General features: G+C 41.7%; 15 protein-coding genes. 4 read left to right on the forward strand and 11 right to left on the reverse strand.

Annotation, left to right across the window (positions count from 1 at the left end; translation table 11 throughout):
* Positions 1–53: 53 nt before the first annotated feature.
* A complete protein-coding gene (locus tag BUC10_RS03490) occupies positions 54–1055 on the reverse strand; it encodes a glycosyltransferase family 2 protein (RefSeq protein WP_073176494.1) in 1002 nt (333 codons plus the stop codon).
* Between the two features lie 12 nt (positions 1056–1067).
* Positions 1068–1514, reverse strand: a complete 447-nt coding sequence (locus BUC10_RS03495) for a type I restriction enzyme HsdR N-terminal domain-containing protein (RefSeq protein ID WP_073176495.1) — start codon at positions 1512–1514, stop codon at positions 1068–1070.
* A gap of 26 nt (positions 1515–1540) precedes the next feature.
* Between BUC10_RS03495 and holA the strand changes: the two genes are divergently transcribed.
* Positions 1541–2542, forward strand: a complete 1002-nt coding sequence (holA, locus tag BUC10_RS03500) for a DNA polymerase III subunit delta (RefSeq protein ID WP_073176496.1) — start codon at positions 1541–1543, stop codon at positions 2540–2542.
* 2 nt (positions 2543–2544) lie between these two features.
* Here the strand turns inward: holA and BUC10_RS03505 are convergent, their stop codons facing one another.
* From BUC10_RS03505 to uvrA, 5 genes are all read right to left on the reverse strand, one after another.
* Positions 2545–2922, reverse strand: coding sequence for a DoxX family protein (locus BUC10_RS03505; protein ID WP_073176497.1), 378 nt, complete (start codon positions 2920–2922; stop codon positions 2545–2547).
* Positions 2923–3067: 145 nt separating this feature from the next.
* Entirely contained in the window at positions 3068–5479 is a 2412-nt protein-coding gene (locus BUC10_RS03510; RefSeq protein ID WP_073176498.1) for an alpha-ketoacid dehydrogenase subunit alpha/beta, read from the reverse strand.
* 159 nt (positions 5480–5638) lie between these two features.
* Positions 5639–8470 (reverse strand): gluzincin family metallopeptidase, encoded by a 2832-nt coding sequence (locus BUC10_RS03515; RefSeq protein WP_073177128.1) that lies wholly within the window; start codon positions 8468–8470, stop codon positions 5639–5641.
* A 14-nt stretch (positions 8471–8484) separates the two neighbouring features.
* Positions 8485–9171 carry an LOG family protein gene (locus BUC10_RS03520; protein ID WP_073176499.1) on the reverse strand — a complete coding sequence of 229 codons (687 nt, stop codon included), beginning with the start codon at positions 9169–9171 and terminating at the stop codon, positions 8485–8487.
* 14 nt (positions 9172–9185) lie between these two features.
* Positions 9186–12047, reverse strand: a complete 2862-nt coding sequence (gene uvrA / locus BUC10_RS03525) for an excinuclease ABC subunit UvrA (RefSeq protein ID WP_073176500.1) — start codon at positions 12045–12047, stop codon at positions 9186–9188.
* Positions 12048–12172: 125 nt separating this feature from the next.
* On the opposite strand from uvrA, the gene BUC10_RS03530 reads away from it, so the two are divergent.
* Together BUC10_RS03530 and BUC10_RS03535 are read left to right on the forward strand one after the other, a co-directional pair.
* Positions 12173–13057 carry a nucleoside hydrolase gene (locus tag BUC10_RS03530; RefSeq protein WP_073176501.1) on the forward strand — a complete coding sequence of 295 codons (885 nt, stop codon included), beginning with the start codon at positions 12173–12175 and terminating at the stop codon, positions 13055–13057.
* An 86-nt stretch (positions 13058–13143) separates the two neighbouring features.
* The gene (locus BUC10_RS03535) at positions 13144–13668 is read left to right on the forward strand and encodes a hypothetical protein (RefSeq protein WP_073176502.1); all 525 of its coding nucleotides are present in this window, start codon (positions 13144–13146) and stop codon (positions 13666–13668) included.
* A gap of 53 nt (positions 13669–13721) precedes the next feature.
* Here BUC10_RS03535 and BUC10_RS03540 read toward each other — a convergent pair whose 3' ends face one another.
* Positions 13722–14507 carry a DNA alkylation repair protein gene (locus BUC10_RS03540; RefSeq protein WP_073176503.1) on the reverse strand — a complete coding sequence of 262 codons (786 nt, stop codon included), beginning with the start codon at positions 14505–14507 and terminating at the stop codon, positions 13722–13724.
* Between the two features lie 33 nt (positions 14508–14540).
* The gene (locus BUC10_RS03545; protein ID WP_073176504.1) at positions 14541–15143 is read right to left on the reverse strand and encodes a TIGR03915 family putative DNA repair protein; all 603 of its coding nucleotides are present in this window, start codon (positions 15141–15143) and stop codon (positions 14541–14543) included.
* Positions 15144–15246: 103 nt separating this feature from the next.
* Here BUC10_RS03545 and BUC10_RS03550 point away from each other — a divergent pair, with 103 nt between their 5' ends.
* Entirely contained in the window at positions 15247–16008 is a 762-nt protein-coding gene (locus BUC10_RS03550; protein WP_073176505.1) for an XRE family transcriptional regulator, read from the forward strand.
* A gap of 50 nt (positions 16009–16058) precedes the next feature.
* Here the strand turns inward: BUC10_RS03550 and BUC10_RS03555 are convergent, their stop codons facing one another.
* Both BUC10_RS03555 and BUC10_RS03560 read right to left on the reverse strand, forming a co-directional pair.
* The gene (locus BUC10_RS03555; protein WP_131819038.1) at positions 16059–16505 is read right to left on the reverse strand and encodes a hypothetical protein; all 447 of its coding nucleotides are present in this window, start codon (positions 16503–16505) and stop codon (positions 16059–16061) included.
* A gap of 115 nt (positions 16506–16620) precedes the next feature.
* Positions 16621–17529 carry a DUF1338 domain-containing protein gene (locus BUC10_RS03560; RefSeq protein WP_073176507.1) on the reverse strand — a complete coding sequence of 303 codons (909 nt, stop codon included), beginning with the start codon at positions 17527–17529 and terminating at the stop codon, positions 16621–16623.
* Positions 17530–17608 lie beyond the last annotated feature (79 nt).

Consider the following 17608-nt stretch of genomic DNA (forward strand, 5'->3'; position numbering starts at 1 on the left):
AAAACTTCAGCCAAAATTAGATAAATTGCAAAGTTGACTTCTTTTCGGCATCGTTAATCTTTTACTAAAATGTTAAAGTTCTTTACCTGATGTACGAAATGAGACCAGACAATGGATGTGGCTGAGTAATATTTTAATATAAAATTGGCTTTTTCCCTTTTTCTGTAAACCTTTCTAAAGTTAGCATAAAAACTTAAATGGGCACGTAAAATCGCAATGCAATGGCCCGGCTTAAGCTGAAAAACGAATCGAACTGCTGCTACACCGTCTAATAACAAACGGAAGAATATAATGGGCAGGGCCATTTTCCTTGGAAGGTTTTTAGTAATGGAGTACAAAGAGTTTCTAAAATTTAGGAAGGTCTTTTTGGGATTCATGTTCTTAAGGGTAGAGCCACCTAAGTGATACACATGACTCAAACCGACATAAAATACCTTGTATCCCCTATTTTTTGCTCTCCAACACAAGTCAATTTCTTCTTGATGTGCGAAGTAGTCCTCATCAAAACCTCCTAGTTCCCTGAATACCGAACTTTTAATGAACATACAGGCACCTGTTGCCCAGAACACTTCTTTGACATCATTGTACTGTCCGATGTCCTTCTCCAAGGCTTGAAATATTCTTCCCCGGCAAAAGGGGTAGCCCAGACGATCAATAAAACCTCCTGCCGCCCCGGCATACTCAAAATATGTCCTTTTCTTTAAATCTAGGATCTTGGGTTGGATGATGGCCGCATCGGAATGCTCATTGAACACCTTAAGAATTGGGTCCAACCAATTGGAAGTAACTTCAACGTCCGAATTCAATAAACAATAAATATCGGCTTCAATATGCTGTAAACCGTCATTGTATCCCTTGGCAAAACCACCATTGGAACTGTTTTGAACAATCTGAATTTGGGGATAGGTTTTGGAGACAAAAGCAACTGACTCGTCTTCACTGGCATTGTCCACCACATAGATTGAAGCATCTTGGGAATGAGCAACAACGGAAGGGATAAACTTCTCCAACAAGGTTTTCCCATTCCAATTGAGTATGACGACCGCAACATTCAAAACGGCAGCAAATTAACGGCTAAAATCAGGAATTTCCTTCAAAAACTGATATTTTTCGTGTTTAAAGTCCATTTCACAAAAATAATGGTCCATTCCATTGCTCACCATTAAGTATGAAGCCTTGAGCATTCTATTGTACTGAGCAATTTGATCAAAGGTTTTTTGGTCGATTTTAACCTCTGGGGCCTTGCATTCCACCAATAAAAAAATTGAGCCATCAGGATTAAAAAGTACAATGTCGTACCGCTTTTTAAGTTTGTTCACCAAAAGTTGTTTTTCTACGTTAATCAGACTTTTGGGATAGTTCTTGGTTAACATCAGGTAATGAACCACATGCTGTCTTACCCATTCTTCGGGTTGAAGCAACACAAATTTTTTACGGATAAGGTCAAAGATTTGGAGCCCTTTTTCGCTACTTTTGAATCGGAACGTATAGGTAGGAAAGTTCAATCTCTGCATTGGACAAATTTGATGATTTTTTCTGAATGGAGCAGGTAAAGGAAATCGTAGCAAATATCAAACAGGGTAACCCAAGTCCCATTTATTTTTTAATGGGGGAAGAAGCCTATTATATAGACAAGATTTCCCAATACGTTGCTGAAAATGTGCTGACCGAGGATGAAAGAGGCTTTAACCAGATGGTACTCTATGGAAAAGATACCAGTGTAGATGATATTGTGGCCAATGCAAAGCGGTTTCCAATGATGGCTCAATATCAGGTTGTTATTGTGAAAGAGGCGCAACATCTTTCGCGCACGATCGAAAACCTGATCTCCTATGCGGAACAGCCCCAGCCCACAACCATTTTAGTGATTTGTTATAAGTACAAAAAACTGGACAAACGCAAAAAATTGTACAAGACAATCCAGAAGAATGGGATACTTTTTGAGAGTAAAAAGCTGTACGAAAACCAGGTTTCTGAATGGATACGCCGAACACTTTCCGGGAAAAAATATAAGATTGCCCCAAAAGCAAGTCAGATGTTGGTGGAGTTCTTGGGTACGGATTTAAGTAAAATCAGCAACGAATTGGATAAACTAAGCCTTGTGGTTCCCAAGGGGGAAGAGATTACCCCGGAACTTATCGAACAACATATTGGCATTAGTAAGGACTATAATAATTTTGAGCTAAAAAAGGCGATAGGGGAGCGTAATGTGGGAAAAGCCACGCGAATTGTGGATTATTTTGCTCAGAATCCCAAAGACAACCCATTTGTGGTTACGGTCACCTTATTAAATACTTTTTTCACCCAACTGCTTCAATACCATGGTTTAAATGACCATTCTCCTGGAAATGTGGCCAAGGTGCTTGGTGTAAGCCCTTATTTTGTAAACGAGTACACCGTGGCGGCCAAAAACTACCCTATGAAAAAGGTAAGCCATATCATTTCTAGTCTAAGAGCACTTGACCTTAAGGGGAAGGGGGTAGGAGCCAACAATATGCCCCAGCGAGAACTATTAAAAGAATTGCTTACCGAAATTGTCTAGACTTACTTTCTGTCTACGCTGTACTTTCCTGGACCCAAAAGAAAAATCACAATAAACACAAGCGCATAAACCAAAGCCAGTTCCTTGGTACCAAAAGGGTCGGAACCATGGACCACGAAAGCCGCAACCAACATTACAATTGCTGTGGGAATGGCCGCCCAGCGTGTTTTGAAGCCAATGATGATGAGTAAGGGACAGATAAACTCTCCAATAACAGTCAGAAAAAGTGATGGTCCTTGTCCTATTCCCAATGGGTTGGCAAATTCCATGTTTCCGCTTATAAGCTTTTGAAGTTTTGGGTAACCGTGTGACAGCATAAACGCTGCGGGAACTATCCTTAAAAGGGCAAGTCCCAGGTGAATCAGGAGATTATTTTTCATTGATGGGGGAATTTAGTTACGTGAATGTATAAATTATGTTCCAACAAAAGGCAAAATGCCAATGAAAACTAGATGACCACAAAAAAAACCGCACGGGAATTACCAGTAATAGCTTACAAAAAGTAAATAATAAAAAAGCCTCGACCTAGCGCAACTTGGGGTAGGCAGAAGGATCGGTTTCGTGCATGATTGCATACACTTTTTCAAAGATGTCCTCCGCATTTGGTTTGGAGAAGTAATCCCCATCTGTAGCATAGGCGGGCCTATGGGCTTTAGCAGTTAGGGTTTGGGGGGCACTGTCCAAAAAGGTGTAACCTCCCTGTTTTTCCAGGATTTCCTGCATCAGATAGGCTGAACATCCTCCCGGCACATCTTCGTCTATGATAAGAAGTCTATTGGTTTTTTTTAGGCTTTCCACCATATCGTGCTCTAAGTCGAAGGGTAGGAGTGATTGGGCATCAATAACTTCGGCATCAATGCCTACCTCCAAGAGTTCCATAGCCACTTTCTGAACTATTCTTAGTGTTGAACCATAAGATAGCAGGGTAATGTCCTTACCTTCTTTAAGGGTTTCAATCTTACCTATAGGGGTAAGGAATTCACCAAGATTTTCTGGCTTTTTTTCCTTTAGCCGATAACCATTTAAACTTTCTATGACCAAAGCAGGTTCATCACTTTTCATCAAAGTATTATAGAAGCCTGCCGCCTGTGTCATATTTCTTGGCACAAGAATGTACATACCTCGTAGCAAATGAATCAATCCGCCCATGGGTGAGCCAGAATGCCATATTCCCTCCAAACGATGTCCACGTGTACGAACAATTAGCGGAGCCTTTTGCTTGCCAACGGTTCTGTACAACAAAGTGGCCAAATCGTCACTTAGGGTCTGAAGGCCATATAAAATGTAGTCCAAATATTGAATTTCAGCAATTGGTCTTAACCCTCGCAATGCCAATCCAATCCCTTGGCCAATAATTGTGGTTTCCCGGATTCCGGTATCAGCGACTCTAAGAGCACCGTATTTTTTTTGCAGACCTTCCAATCCTTGGTTCACATCTCCAATGTTTCCAGTGTCTTCCCCAAAGACCAGAGCTTCAGGGTACTTGGCGAAAAGTGCATCAAAATTATCACGAAGGATGATACGGCCATCAACAGGTTCCGAGGTCCCGGAATACTCGGGCTCTAGAGCTTGAACGGATGTGGCCTTGCTATCTAATTCGCTATAAAGATGGGAGCTGTATTTGGGCTGGTGTTCTTTCAAAAAGGAATCGACCCACCGCTCAAGCGCCAACTTTTCAGCTGTGGTCTCGCCGATAAGATAACGCAATGCCTTTCGTGAGGTGGAGGCCAAATCTTTTTTTAAGGGCTCCTCAACGGCAATAAGGTCATTTTTAACCTTGGTCACAAAGGATTTGTTGGGACTTTTTGCCGCTGCATTGTCCAGAAGCTGCACCAGTTCTCTTTTTGACTCTATATGGGGCTTTAGAAACTCAGACCAAGCCTCTTTTTTAGCGGCCCTAACTTTTTGTTTTATTTCACGTTCCAGAAGTTTAAGCTCTTCTTCGGTGTTGATTTCATTTTCGAGAATCCACTCCCGGAACCTTTTGTTGCAATCGTTCTCCCGTTCCCACTCCAATCGTTCACTGGACTTGTAGCGTTCATGGGAGCCGGATGTAGAATGTCCCTGAGGTTGGGTAAGCTCGGTGACGTGAATCAAGACAGGCACATGTTCTTCCCGGGCGATATCGGAAGCATTTTCGAAAGCATGGATCAGCGCAGTGTAGTCCCATCCTTCTACGCGCAGTATTTCGAAGCCGTGGTTGTCTTCATCACGTTGCAGCCCTTTAAGGACTTCTGAAATATCACCTTTGGTAGTATGGAACTCTGCAGGAACCGAAATTCCATAGTCGTCATCCCAGATACACATAACCATAGGTACCTGAAGGACCCCAGCGGCATTAATGGTCTCAAAGAAATGGCCCTCGCTGGTACTTGCGTTGCCAATGGTTCCCCAAGCTACCTCATTACCATTATTGGAGAAATTGGGCTGATTGAGTTCCTCAAGATTTCGGTATATTTTGGATGCTTGTGCTAGACCCAGCAAGCGGGGCATCTGACCAGCGGTACATGAAATATCCGCACTACTGTTCTTTTGTTGGGTAAGGTTCTTCCAGGAGCCATCATCATTAATACTGTGGGTCACAAAATGTCCTCCCATTTGTCTACCTGCGCTCATGGGCTCCTTCTCCAAATCCGTGGTGGCATAAAGACCGTGGAAGAATTCTTTTGGGTTGAGATACCCCAATGCCATCATAAAAGTTTGATCCCGATAATAGCCGCTCCTAAAGTCACCATCTTGAAACGCCCTGGCCATGGCCAACTGCGGCAACTCTTTTCCATCCCCAAAAATACCAAACTTGGCTTTCCCGGATAATACCTCCCGTCTCCCTAAAAGACTACATTCCCTACTGGTGACCGCAATCTTGTAATCCTGAAGGATTTGCGATTGGAAATCATCAAAAGAAATATCATTACTTGTCTTGGAATGGGGTTTCATGGGCTAAGTCGAATTTCTGCAAAATTACAAAAACGCAGGCAAGTAGGCAACAGCAACGGGTGTTAATAAAGTAGTAATTTGTTATTAAAACAGGGCTATGGTCAAGAATTTTTTAATTCTATCACAATAATCAACATGTTTTTTAAGAATATGTCAATACTAGAACCACTTTCTTGTGAAGAGCCCAATCAAGGTTTTTGGACTTATGGTTACCACAAATCGGATGCGTTCCCCATAGTCACGATCCGCAATTTCCCAGCCATTATTGGAGTAAACGGGAAAGTAAAGCTCAAAATAGTCGGTAACCAGATTTAGCCGAATACCTGAGTCATACACAAAGCGGGCATTCTCTCCTTTATTTCGAATATACCCTATATCTCCATAGGCTTCAATCCACCTCCAAATATTGGTGCTGGCATTGGTAGTTACAATCCAATCGTTGGCGAAGGGATTTTCCAATTGGGATTTAAACCCACCCTCTGCAATAATAATCTGTTGGCTATAAATTCCCGAACTTTCGGACCTTCCCAGGTAATTAAGGTCAAACAGGTAATCCGTTGGTCTGTCCAGGGCAAAACTGAAAAAATCCGAGTCGGTATCGTTCCTAAGAAATTTCCCTGCAAAGAACCTCAAGTTGAACTGCCTGTTGCTCTGAAATAGTTTTCGGTATTCCAATTCAAAGGCCAATTTGGTAAAGTCGCTGGAATGCTGGGCATCCAAAAACCAAGAAGTGTAGTTTAAGATATCATTATCCACATCCCAAAACCTCAGGTTGAGAACACTATAATCCGGGTCCGTGTCCACTTGATCGGCAATGCTGGGGTCAATATTTCGGAAGACGCTGCGATAGCGTAACAGTAAAGCCTGTCGGCGATTGGAAATAAGATCATCTGGCCGCCAACCAAAACTTATCGCTGGCGTTAGGGTTGAGAATCGTGAGTTGACCTGAAAGTGGGAGGTAGAACCGGAAAAGGAGTAATTGGATACGTATAGTCCACTTTTCCCATGGTATTTTCGGTACCGCAGGCTGGCCTTTCCCACCAATGTTTTTTCCAAAAAAGAGTATGTTGGTGCGATATCATATTGAAATGGTCTTTCCAAAAAAGTCTTGTTATAGATGCGCATTCCGGGTGTAATACCATCATATACATTAAAGTTGGCGATGGGCACATAGAAGATCTGATGGTAGTAAGGGTCCTCGGTATCCTTGAAGAAGCGAAACTTCAATTTTTTGTTGCTTGAAAAGAAGCCGTTCAGGGTCTTCCAGTTGTCCCTTTGGTTGAACTCCGGTATTTTTTGATCATAATTGAGAACCAAGCGGTCTTCCCCGTTTCTAGGAATGGTAAAAACCTTGGAAGTGTCAATATCCGTGAACCAATATTGGGATACTACCGAATCTTTTTGTAGTCCAAACAGGGAGATGGGAACCTTGGTGCCTCTTTTATTTTTAATGACAAAGGTTAGCGAATCTTCCGATTTCTCAACCTTTTTTATTTTATAGTCAATTTTCTTTCGGGTCGCTACGTATTCATCGAAAAACCAATCAATATCTTTTTCCGCAAAACTTTCGATGGTCTCCCTAAAATCTTGGGCGCTCACTCTCGGATTAAGCTTCTGGTTCTTATAGAAAGAAATGACACTGCTGTCTATTTTCTCCTTTCCCAGATATTCTGAAAGATAGGACATTCCTAATCCAGCCTTGTAGGCATTCGCAATTTTTTGGTTGAACTTGATCAGCGAATCGTTTGGAGTGGTCAGGGCCTGATCAATATTTTTGCGGGCCGAAAGCATGCTCAACAGGGCGTACTGTTCATTAAAATCCATTTTGGCCATATGAAAGCTCTTAAACCCCCATAACCTGGAAAGTTTCCCAGCCAGTTTTTGATTGGGATAGAGATCCTCCACATATTTTATCATGAGATAGTTGCCTATCGCATCACCCACCCACCGTTCCGTCCTTGGATTTAGGTACAAGGTTTCCCTCAAATAACTATGAATTGCCGTTTTTAGGAATTTCATCTCAAATTGGAACTGTTCATCGTACGGTCTAATAAACGAAGGAAGCTGATTGATGCCATAGAGCGGGGTCTTGTTGTATTCCAGTTCGCTTACCAGCAAATTCCCATGGGGATATCTGCCTAGGTTTTCATTGAGAAATCGAGCAATTTTGTTAATGGAAATACCTTGGGTGATCCCTACATTTTTATTGGCTTCCAAGTCAGTGGAAACAGTCAGGAACCGAGTCACATGTTTGGTGAAACGTTTGGTGTTCGTCAATACAATTTCGCAGTTCTTGCGATTATTCCCCTTTAGCTGAATGTTTTGCCCTCCAGGAAACTTGGTGCCTCCGGTTTCTTCAAAATTGGTGGCCAAAAATAGTTTTTCCGGATATGTGAGGTTAATTGATGTATTCGTGATATCCGTATACAGATCGTTTAAATCCATATTGTTGTAAAGCTTCCATTCCTGGGAATAGACAGCTGGGGTAAAGTACCAATCCTTTAATGCATATTCTCCATTGGGATTAAATCCAAAGGAGGTGAATTTGGTATGTGGCAGTTTTATGCTATAGGTAAAAAAAAGTTGGATAGAGTCTCCTGGTGCCAAAGCACTTTGCAATTGTACGCGTATCACATCTTTGTTGTCCACCCGATTCCAATCCAAGCCTTCATAGTCATTATTGACGATACTTACGACTTGTGTGTATCCTCTTTCCCGGTCTTTGGCCAAATGCAGACTCCGTTTAAACTCTTCGGCAAAACGTTTGGCCAGTGCTGTGTTTTTATTGGAATAGGCATGGTTCCAGTCATTAAAATATAATGCCGTTAGACCATCTTGGGAGGTATTTACATAGGTGAACCTTTGTTTGATCTCAATTTCCTTGGTTGTATCATCCAACCTTGCTGTAATCTCATTAATATGTTGTCCACTTACATTGTAAATGAAGAAAAGCCCAAAGGGCAGGAGATATGGCAAGAATCGTTTACGCAACAAAGGGGGCCTGTTTAAAAATTAGGACTAAGGTTTCGGCCCTTGTAAAAGGCGTCAATGATGTTCACCACTTCATCCGCAGAATCCACTATTTTGATTAGATCCAAATCCTTGGGGCTGATATTGCCGGCCTCGAGCATGGTATTTTTTATCCAGTCTATGAGTCCACTCCAGAATTGGGTGCCTACCAAAATAATTGGAAAAGTGTGAATCTTATTGGTTTGAATCAGGGTAATCGCCTCAAAAAGCTCGTCTAAGGTGCCAAATCCTCCTGGCATAACCACAAATCCTTGGGAATACTTTACAAACATGACCTTTCGAACGAAAAAATAATCGAAATCCAAGTTTTTGTCATTGTCGATATATGGGTTGTCGTGCTGTTCAAAGGGAAGATCAATATTTAGCCCTACGGATGTTCCCCCCGCCAGACTAGCTCCCTTATTACCCGCTTCCATGATACCGGGTCCACCACCTGTAATAATACCATAACCTGCTTCCGAAACACTTTTGGCTACTTGTACGGAGAGTTCATAATACTCCTCTCCAGGTTTTGTCCTTGCCGAACCGAAAATGGAAACACAAGGTCCAATCTCACTCATCTTCTCAAAACCGTTGACAAACTCACCCATAATCTTAAAAATGGCCCAGGAGTCGTTGGTTTTTATCTCATTCCATCCCTTATGATGTTGTTCTTTTCGCATGTAGATATTGTTTCTTAAACCGCTGGCGCGATATTTCGTTTTGATTGTTCTAATTCCTTCTTTAAAAACCTTGCTGTATGGCTTTTATTGTCTTTCGCGACCTCTTCCGGGGTACCTTGGGCCACGATCATTCCACCACCTCGACCACCTTCATAGCCAATATCGATAATATGATCCATCATTTTTATAACATCCATATTATGCTCTATGACCAAAATGGTATTTCCTTTGTCCACTAATTTGTTCAAAACTTCCATTAACACCCGGATATCTTCAAAATGAAGTCCGGTGGTGGGTTCATCCAAAATATAGAAGGTGTTCCCGGTATCCCGTTTGGATAGCTCTGTAGCCAGTTTTACCCGCTGTGCCTCACCACCGGAAAGGGTAGTCGACTGTTGCCCCAGGGAGATATACCCAAGCCCAACGTCTTGTATAGTTTTTAGCTTCCTATGGATTTTCGGGATATTCTCGAAGAAATCCACTGCTTCGTTGATGGTCATTTCAAGCACATCGGCAATGGACTTGCCTTTGTAACGAATTTCAAGGGTTTCCCGATTGAATCGCTTCCCGTTGCATGTCTCACATTCTACATAAACGTCGGGTAAAAAGTTCATTTCAATGACTTTTAGACCTCCTCCTTGACACGTCTCGCATCTACCTCCGGTGACATTGAAGCTAAATCTACCGGGCTTATATCCCCTGATCGTGGCCTCGGTCGTTTTGGAAAAAAGACTTCGTATCTCGCTAAAGGTACCGGTATAGGTGGCAGGATTTGATCGCGGTGTTCGCCCAATCGGAGATTGGTTAATGTCGATTACCTTATCCACATGATCTAAACCGGTTATCTTTTTGTAGGGCATTGGTTTTTTGACACCATTAAAATAATGGGCATTCATGATAGGGTAGAGGGTCTCGTTTATCAAAGTAGATTTTCCACTACCTGAAACCCCTGTTACCCCAATGAGTTTGCCCAATGGAAATGAAGCAGTAACGTTTTTCAAATTGTTTCCGGTACAGCCGGATAGTACAATTTTCTTCCCGGTCCCTTTTCTTCGATTTGCGGGCACGGGAATTTCTCGTTCCCCGGTAATGTACTCAGCGGTCAAGGTCCGATGTTTTTTCAGTTCTTCGGGTTTACCCTCAGATATGATTTCACCACCGTGTCTCCCGGCCTTTGGTCCAATATCAATTACATGGTCCGCATGTTCGATCATATCGCGATCATGTTCCACCACAATTACAGAATTGCCTATGTCCCTAAGGGATTCCAAGGAGTTTATGAGTCGTTCATTGTCTCTTTGGTGTAGCCCAATGCTAGGTTCATCCAAAATATAGAGTACCCCGACCAATTGAGACCCAATTTGGGTGGCTAATCGGATACGTTGGGCCTCCCCACCGGAAAGCGATTTGGAACTTCGGTTCAAAGAGAGGTAATCCAAACCAACGTCCAATAAAAATTGGATACGCGTTTTAATTTCCTTAATGATTTCCTCGGCTATCTTTTTTTGGTTGCCTTCTAAACTGTTTTCCAAATTCTTGAAGAAATCTGCCAACTCAGCGATGTCCAGTTGGGCAAGTTCTGCAATGTTCCTTTCCCCAATTTTAAAATATAAGGATTCCTTGCGGAGTCTTGCACCATTGCAGTTAGGACATTGGACTTTATCCATATATTCTTTGGCCCAACGTTTAATGGAAGTGGAGTTGGCTTCATCAAACTGATTCTTAATAAAGTGCGCTATACCCTCATAGTCTATTTTATATTGCCTTTTAACGCCCAAGGTCTTTGAATCTACCTCAAAACTATCCTTGCCACCATTTAGAATAACCTCCATGGCCTCCTTGGGTATTTTGGAAAGTGGGTCGGTCAATTCAAAGTTATAGCGCTGTGCAATAGTTTCCAGCTGTTTAAAGGCCCATGACTTTTTGTATTCCCCCAACGGGGCTATTCCACCGCCCTTTATGGAGAGTTTTTTATTTGGAAATATTTTCTGTTCATTCACTTCGTAAACATGGCCCAATCCATTGCAGGTGGGACACATGCCTTTAGGGGAATTAAACGAGAATGTGTTGGGCTCGGGGGTAGGATAGGATATCCCTGTGGTTGGGCACATCAAATCCCTGCTAAAATACCGTGGTTCCGTGTCACCTTCCTCTAGGACCATGAGCACGTTATTACCACTATACATTGCAGTATTGATGGTCTCGCCCAAGCGCTTATGGAAGTCTTCATTCTCAATAACCTTCAATCGGTCGATCACTATTTCAATGTCGTGTGTCTTATAGCGATCTACCTTCATACCTTTTGTGATATCCGCGATTTCCCCATCGACTCGAACCTTTACAAAACCTTGTTTGGCAATCTGTTCGAATAACTCCCTGTAATGTCCTTTTCTAGATTTGACCACAGGAGCCAAAACATTAATTTTCTTGTCTCTATACGAAGCGATAATCAAATCTTTGATTTGCTCGTCGCTATAACTTACCATTTTTTGCCCCGTATTGTAGCTGTAGGCATCACCTGCCCGCGCAAATAGCAGGCGAAGAAAGTCATAGACTTCCGTAATCGTTCCCACAGTGGACCTGGGTGATTTTGAGGTGGTTTTTTGCTCAATGGCGATAACTGGTGAAAGTCCATCAATTTTGTCCACATCGGGACGTTCCAGCCCCCCCAAGAATTGCCTTGCATAGGCCGAAAACGTCTCAATATATCGTCTCTGGCCTTCGGCATAGATGGTATCAAAGGCCAAGGATGACTTACCGCTTCCAGAAAGTCCGGTAATCACCACCAGCTTTTCGCGTGGAATGGTAACATCAATATTTTTAAGATTATGGACCCTTGCCCCCTGTACCTCAATATGTTCTTCGAAGTCAATCATGAAATCATGGCAAAACTTCAAAAGTACGGTTTTGGGCATTAAAAAAGAAGCTTGTCTTTGTTGTTATTTTGTGAAGGAACAGGGGATGATTATCTTAGGGGAAAACCAAATGAATACCTTGGAAAATGAACACATCTAAAAATTTAAGTTTACTGGTATTGCTATTGTTTATGGGGGCTGGTCAGGCGCAACGACAAGTTATTGTGGACGCTGATACCGGCAATGAGGTAGACGACCCCTATGCCTTGGTGAGAATACTGCTTGAGCCAAGCGTGGAGGTTACCGCCTTGAACGCAGCGCATTGGCAAACCAGTCATTGGACAAAACCTAAATCTATGGAAAACAGCCATAGGCTGAATCAGCAATTACTTGGCGAGTTAGGGATGGGTGTCAGGACACTTCGTGGTGCTCCGGCCCGCATGTACGATTGGGGTGATCGCGCACAGCATTCAGCCGCAGCTTACGAAATCGTCAAACAAGCTAGGGAAAAAGAAGAGGTTACCATATTGGCGTTGGGCGCGCTAACCAATGTGGCGTCCGCAGTGTTTATAGCCCCAGAAATTGCCAAAAAACTTAAAATATATTGGTTGGGTACTACAATGGATTTTGAGACCAAGATGCTTAAGCGGAACGATTTTAATCCTTTGATGGACCCTTATGCACTGGACCTACTTTTGGATTCGCAAGTTGATTTTTACATTATGCCGATCAATGTTGCCGTGGATATGGAAATAGCCTATGCTGACCTGGCAAAAGCAATTGATACCCATCCCTTAGGGAAGTTTTTGCTCAAACGTTGGGACGATCATATTGATGGTTCCCGCGAAAAAAGAATACTTTGGGACTTGGCTCTGGTTGCCGCCTATATCGATCCAGAGTTGGCTAAAATTCAAACAATTAAGACCTCACCTGATAGTGGTAATCGAGATATCCACTTTTTTGAACATATAGATGCAAAACACATCTACCAAGATTTTTACCGAACCCTATTGGCATTTGAAAGGAAGTAGGGTATTTTTACGCCTTGGATAGAGGTGTTTGGACAGGCACCTTTGTTCATGGACTTGATTATCGCTAGCATTAAATTTATGACGGTATGAAATTACTTGGAATAGGATCTAGAATTGACCACCCCGAATATGGAAAAGGAGTGGTGACGAATGTTTCGGCTCAACATTATTGGGTAACTTTTTTGGAAAATGGGTTGGAAACCATTGATATTGATTCTGAATTTGAGGTAATTGAAGGAGTAGCGGATGAAGTGGATACAGTCAGTTTTTTTGACGTAGAACGCTCTTTGGTATCTATCCTTCAAAAATGGAGTGATACTACTGAAAAAGTAGCCATTGCGGATAAATGGCGAGGAGGAAAGCTTGTGTTGGAACCTGGGGATGATTTGGCTTCCAAGGAAATTCCCATCGATACTTTTTTCCATAAAATTGTTATGGTCCGGGATAGGATAAGGGTTATGGAGCAGAAAATAAATAGCAGCAAAAATCTCGATGATCAGGAAAAAGTAGATTTACAGCAATACATCACCCGTATTTATGGAAGTCTGACCACCTTCAATGTGCTCTTTAAAAACAAGAGTGATCAGTTCATAGGTGAGCGCAGTAAATAAGCTTATTTTTTTAGGAGCAAACAATAATATATGGATGTATAGGTTCTCCGGAACTAGGAATTCGAGAACTTAGCGATAAGACTTAGCGCCCACTTATCTTCTACCTTGATAAGATTTCTCAAAGCATGTTTAATAATCCATTTTCGTTCTTTACCAGCTTTTGGGGCCCATAGCTCTATCCATGCCTTGGCCATCTCCGGGTTATCCTTTATGATGTCATTTAGACAATTAGCCACCGATTTTTGAACATATTTACTAGTGTCATCTTTTAGATTGTCCAAAATTGGAAACAAAGGACGCGGGTCTTCAATAAACATATCTAATTTGGAGGCCCAAGGTAATCTTGGACGTACACCTTCACTGCTCAGTCGCCTGACATGTTTATTTGGGTGATGCGACCACCCCAAAAGAGTGTCGATGGTTCGTTTCGGAAATTTTTCAAGAAAGGGTCTAATGGTATATTCCCCAGTATTTCGCATTGTAATTTCCTTAATTGCATCCATGGAAACCTCAAAATGTTCTAACCCATATTTTTCAACGTATTTGGCAATGGGCATTACCCAGTAAAACTCTTTGAACATACCTGTTTCCTTTTCATTTTCTGGCCCAAGAATGGCCATTAGACACGAAATGTTCGTTGTAAATTCATCTGAAAGGTGAGCTCGCAAACTGTCGGAAAAATGCTCCACCCTATCTTTGAGTTCCAAATCATCAACCTTGTCAACAATCATGTTGACAAAAGAGTTCTTATTAAAGGAGTTACCGTTAGAAATTAACTTCTCCGCAAGAAGTTCCGCCAAATCGGAATCAAACCAAAGTTTGAGCTGTTTGTAGGCCATATGAGGTTAAAAAATGAAGATACCAATTGTTGTTTAAACGGCTTCCAAAACCATAGGTTTTGAAGTGAACAGTTCCAATCCCAAACTGCTATAACGTACCCCATACTTTCTTCGATCGTCAAAAACCTGCCATTCAATACCTTTATTCATCTGGCGTAAGTGCTTGGATAGTAGGGGCAATACATTATATTTTGGTTTGATATGGGCCACTTCACCCTGTTGTTGGGCCAGTTGAAATTGGGCAAACGCTTCAACACGCCTTTTCTCCTTTCCAACTTTTGCAGACAATAACTCCAATTGATTAATAAGTTGTTCAGTATCCATAACTTCTTGGGAAGTGCCCATAATATGGCAGATATAGTGATACAAATTCATCTCAATGTGTTTGTCCTCACTCAAAAAGGCATAGTATATCCTTTTCATGGCCATATGGTTCTTCTTATTGATGCCATACCAAACTTTCTTGGCCAAAATGGTATTCGTTTCCACGGTTATAACATCCGTAAATAACCCTTGGACTTGGAAATCCTTTTTTTGAATATCAATTACTGACCATTTCTTATCAAAGATCATATAAATTAGAGTTAAAAACCCATTAAAGGTGCCGTCGTAGAGAAGTGTTTTGGTAGAATTCATGGCTTTCTATTTTGTAATTAATCCAAAATTATGGAATTATTCCTAAAAATGGAAATAATCCAACATTTTTTTGGAAATAATCCAAATTTTATATATTTGAACTATGGAAAACGAGCTAACACTAAAACGTTTTATAGAGATTAGGAGGGAATTAGGCCATACCCAGGCAGAATTTGCCAAATTGTTGGGGATTTCAAGTACGACTGCTGATATAGAACGTGGACGTACCAAATTATCGGGCAAGGTAGTTGCAGAACTGTTAAGGCAATTTAATATCAACCCCCTTTGGTTGTTTGGTGGAAGCGATGAAAAATACCTAGAGACCTCTAGGACAAGTGTTATTCCCAAAGTAGTTACGGTAGATAGTGCGGATAATGAAAATATGGTGCTGGTAAATGCTAAGGCCGCCGCTGGTTACCCACAGAATATAGCCGATACAAGTTGGTATCACCAACTCCCTGCTTTTGATTTGCCCATTCCAGAGTTTAGAAATGCAACCTACCGTGGTTTTCAGGTAGAAGGGGATAGTATGCTTCCCAACCTAAGACCAAATGATTGGGTGTTGGCAAGGGCGATTGAACATATTGATTATGTTACGGCAAATAAAATGTATGTGGTGGTATTGCAAGATGCTGTTTTGGTCAAAAAAATTGAAAAACGACCCAATTCCAATAATATTACACTGGTTTCCTTGAACGAAACATATCCTCCCTATGAAATAAAGCCATTCCAAATCCAGGAGATCTGGGAGGTGAGCAGTAAGTTGACCTTCAATTTGGATGCCACTACGGAAACTGGTCTTTTGCGCCAACTACAACAGTCCATGGAGGAATTAAAACAGCAAGTAGGACAAAAAAAGAACTAGAAGGTGCCCATCCACACACCTTCTAGCCCCATATCCCTAGAATAAGGGATTTATTTCCAAACGGACCTACAATTTCTATCAGCCCAAAACGGTTTGAGATACCCGTCACGTAACACCAATTCATTTCCTTCAAAGAGGATTTTTTGGGCGATATAATGATCCGCCGGAAGTTTGTTGGTCCTAAATACAACTATTTGTATTGTTCGGTTTTCACTTTCGGCCACAAAATTTTTTACTTGCGATGTTGGACCCAAGTGTACATTGTAGATAACATCTTTTGAAGAGACCATCAGGTGGGTCCCCGAATTGGACTTTCCATTGGTAAATTCACAAGGCCCGGTCCTAATCGCACTTACTACACCATTAATTTCAATTAATTCTGGAAATTGATCGCTACTTGCCACTCCTTGCTGTTCTCCCGCTCCCTTCTGGGCATGGGATGTCATACTAGTTAGCACTAGTAATGCAATCGTCCAGATTTTGGTCCTGGGAAACATGGTTTTTAATTTGTGTTTCCAAAATTAACCCAATGCCATTTTCAGTCCTATGACTTAAGTCATTTTCGGAAAAATATCCGAATTGGCCTTCAATATCTTGCTCAATTTGCAAGAATCAAACCTGCTGCGTTTGCTCCGTATAGGTACTTTCAAAAATCTTATCGGCATTTGCGGCTTCAAAGCCCTCCCTGCGTTGGTCTCTGGAAAGTTTGTTGTGCGGTATGGACTCAAAATTGGGAAGCGGCAATCGCTCTGCAAACTCCACATAACTTCCTGCAATATTGGCTGTTTTCCCCAGTGCGAATTCAGCCTCTACCATTTGAGCCACGGAGCTACTTTGCTTAAGTAACCCATCTTTGCTAACCTTTATTTTACCCCCTGCAGTGTTCAGCATAATACCGATGGATTCCAAGAATTTGTTGAAATGGTCTAGTTCGGAGTAGGCGCCTGGAAGTTCATGCACGCTAATGGTATAATGGTTTAAGTAGTATCTGTTATAGATGACCCAGGCTGCATATTCGCTTTCCTCCAATAACTTATTGTAATCTTCCAAAAGAGGTAGGTTCCATAAAGGTTGGTAAAAGAATTTACCTACCTGTTCCAAATCATCCAAGTTGATAAGGTCGACCGGATCTGCTATAATTTGGTCCGTGTAACGTTTTATTATGGCCTGGGCTGTTTTGGAGAGATCCTGTACCCTAAGTTCACTAATAAATATACGAGGCAACCTTTCTTCAGGAGGCGCATACCAATGCGCATCCAACTTCTTTTCTGCAAATTGATATTTGTCCATTCGCTTGTATCCATGATGAAGAAAAATCTTCTCAAAGGAAGCAATTCCCAGATTTGGGACTCCAAGGGTTCTAAATGCAATATGGTCATTGACTATTGATTCTTCATCAGGAATAAGCTGATGCTCCACCATGGCCTTGGTTATTTTATCGACATCCGCCACCCGTTCTTTGTAGGGTTCAAATAGTGCCCTCATGATTTTGTCCACCGGTTTTTGTTCTGTCAGATACATAGCAATATTGGGTTTAGATTTTTCTATTCCACAAAATTAAGTGTAGATTTAATCGTTAACAATAATGTTTATATATTAA

Origin of the sequence: Flagellimonas flava (assembly GCF_900129665.1) — a bacterium.
In the GTDB taxonomy this organism is placed as follows: Bacteria; Bacteroidota; Bacteroidia; order Flavobacteriales; family Flavobacteriaceae; genus Flagellimonas; species Flagellimonas flava.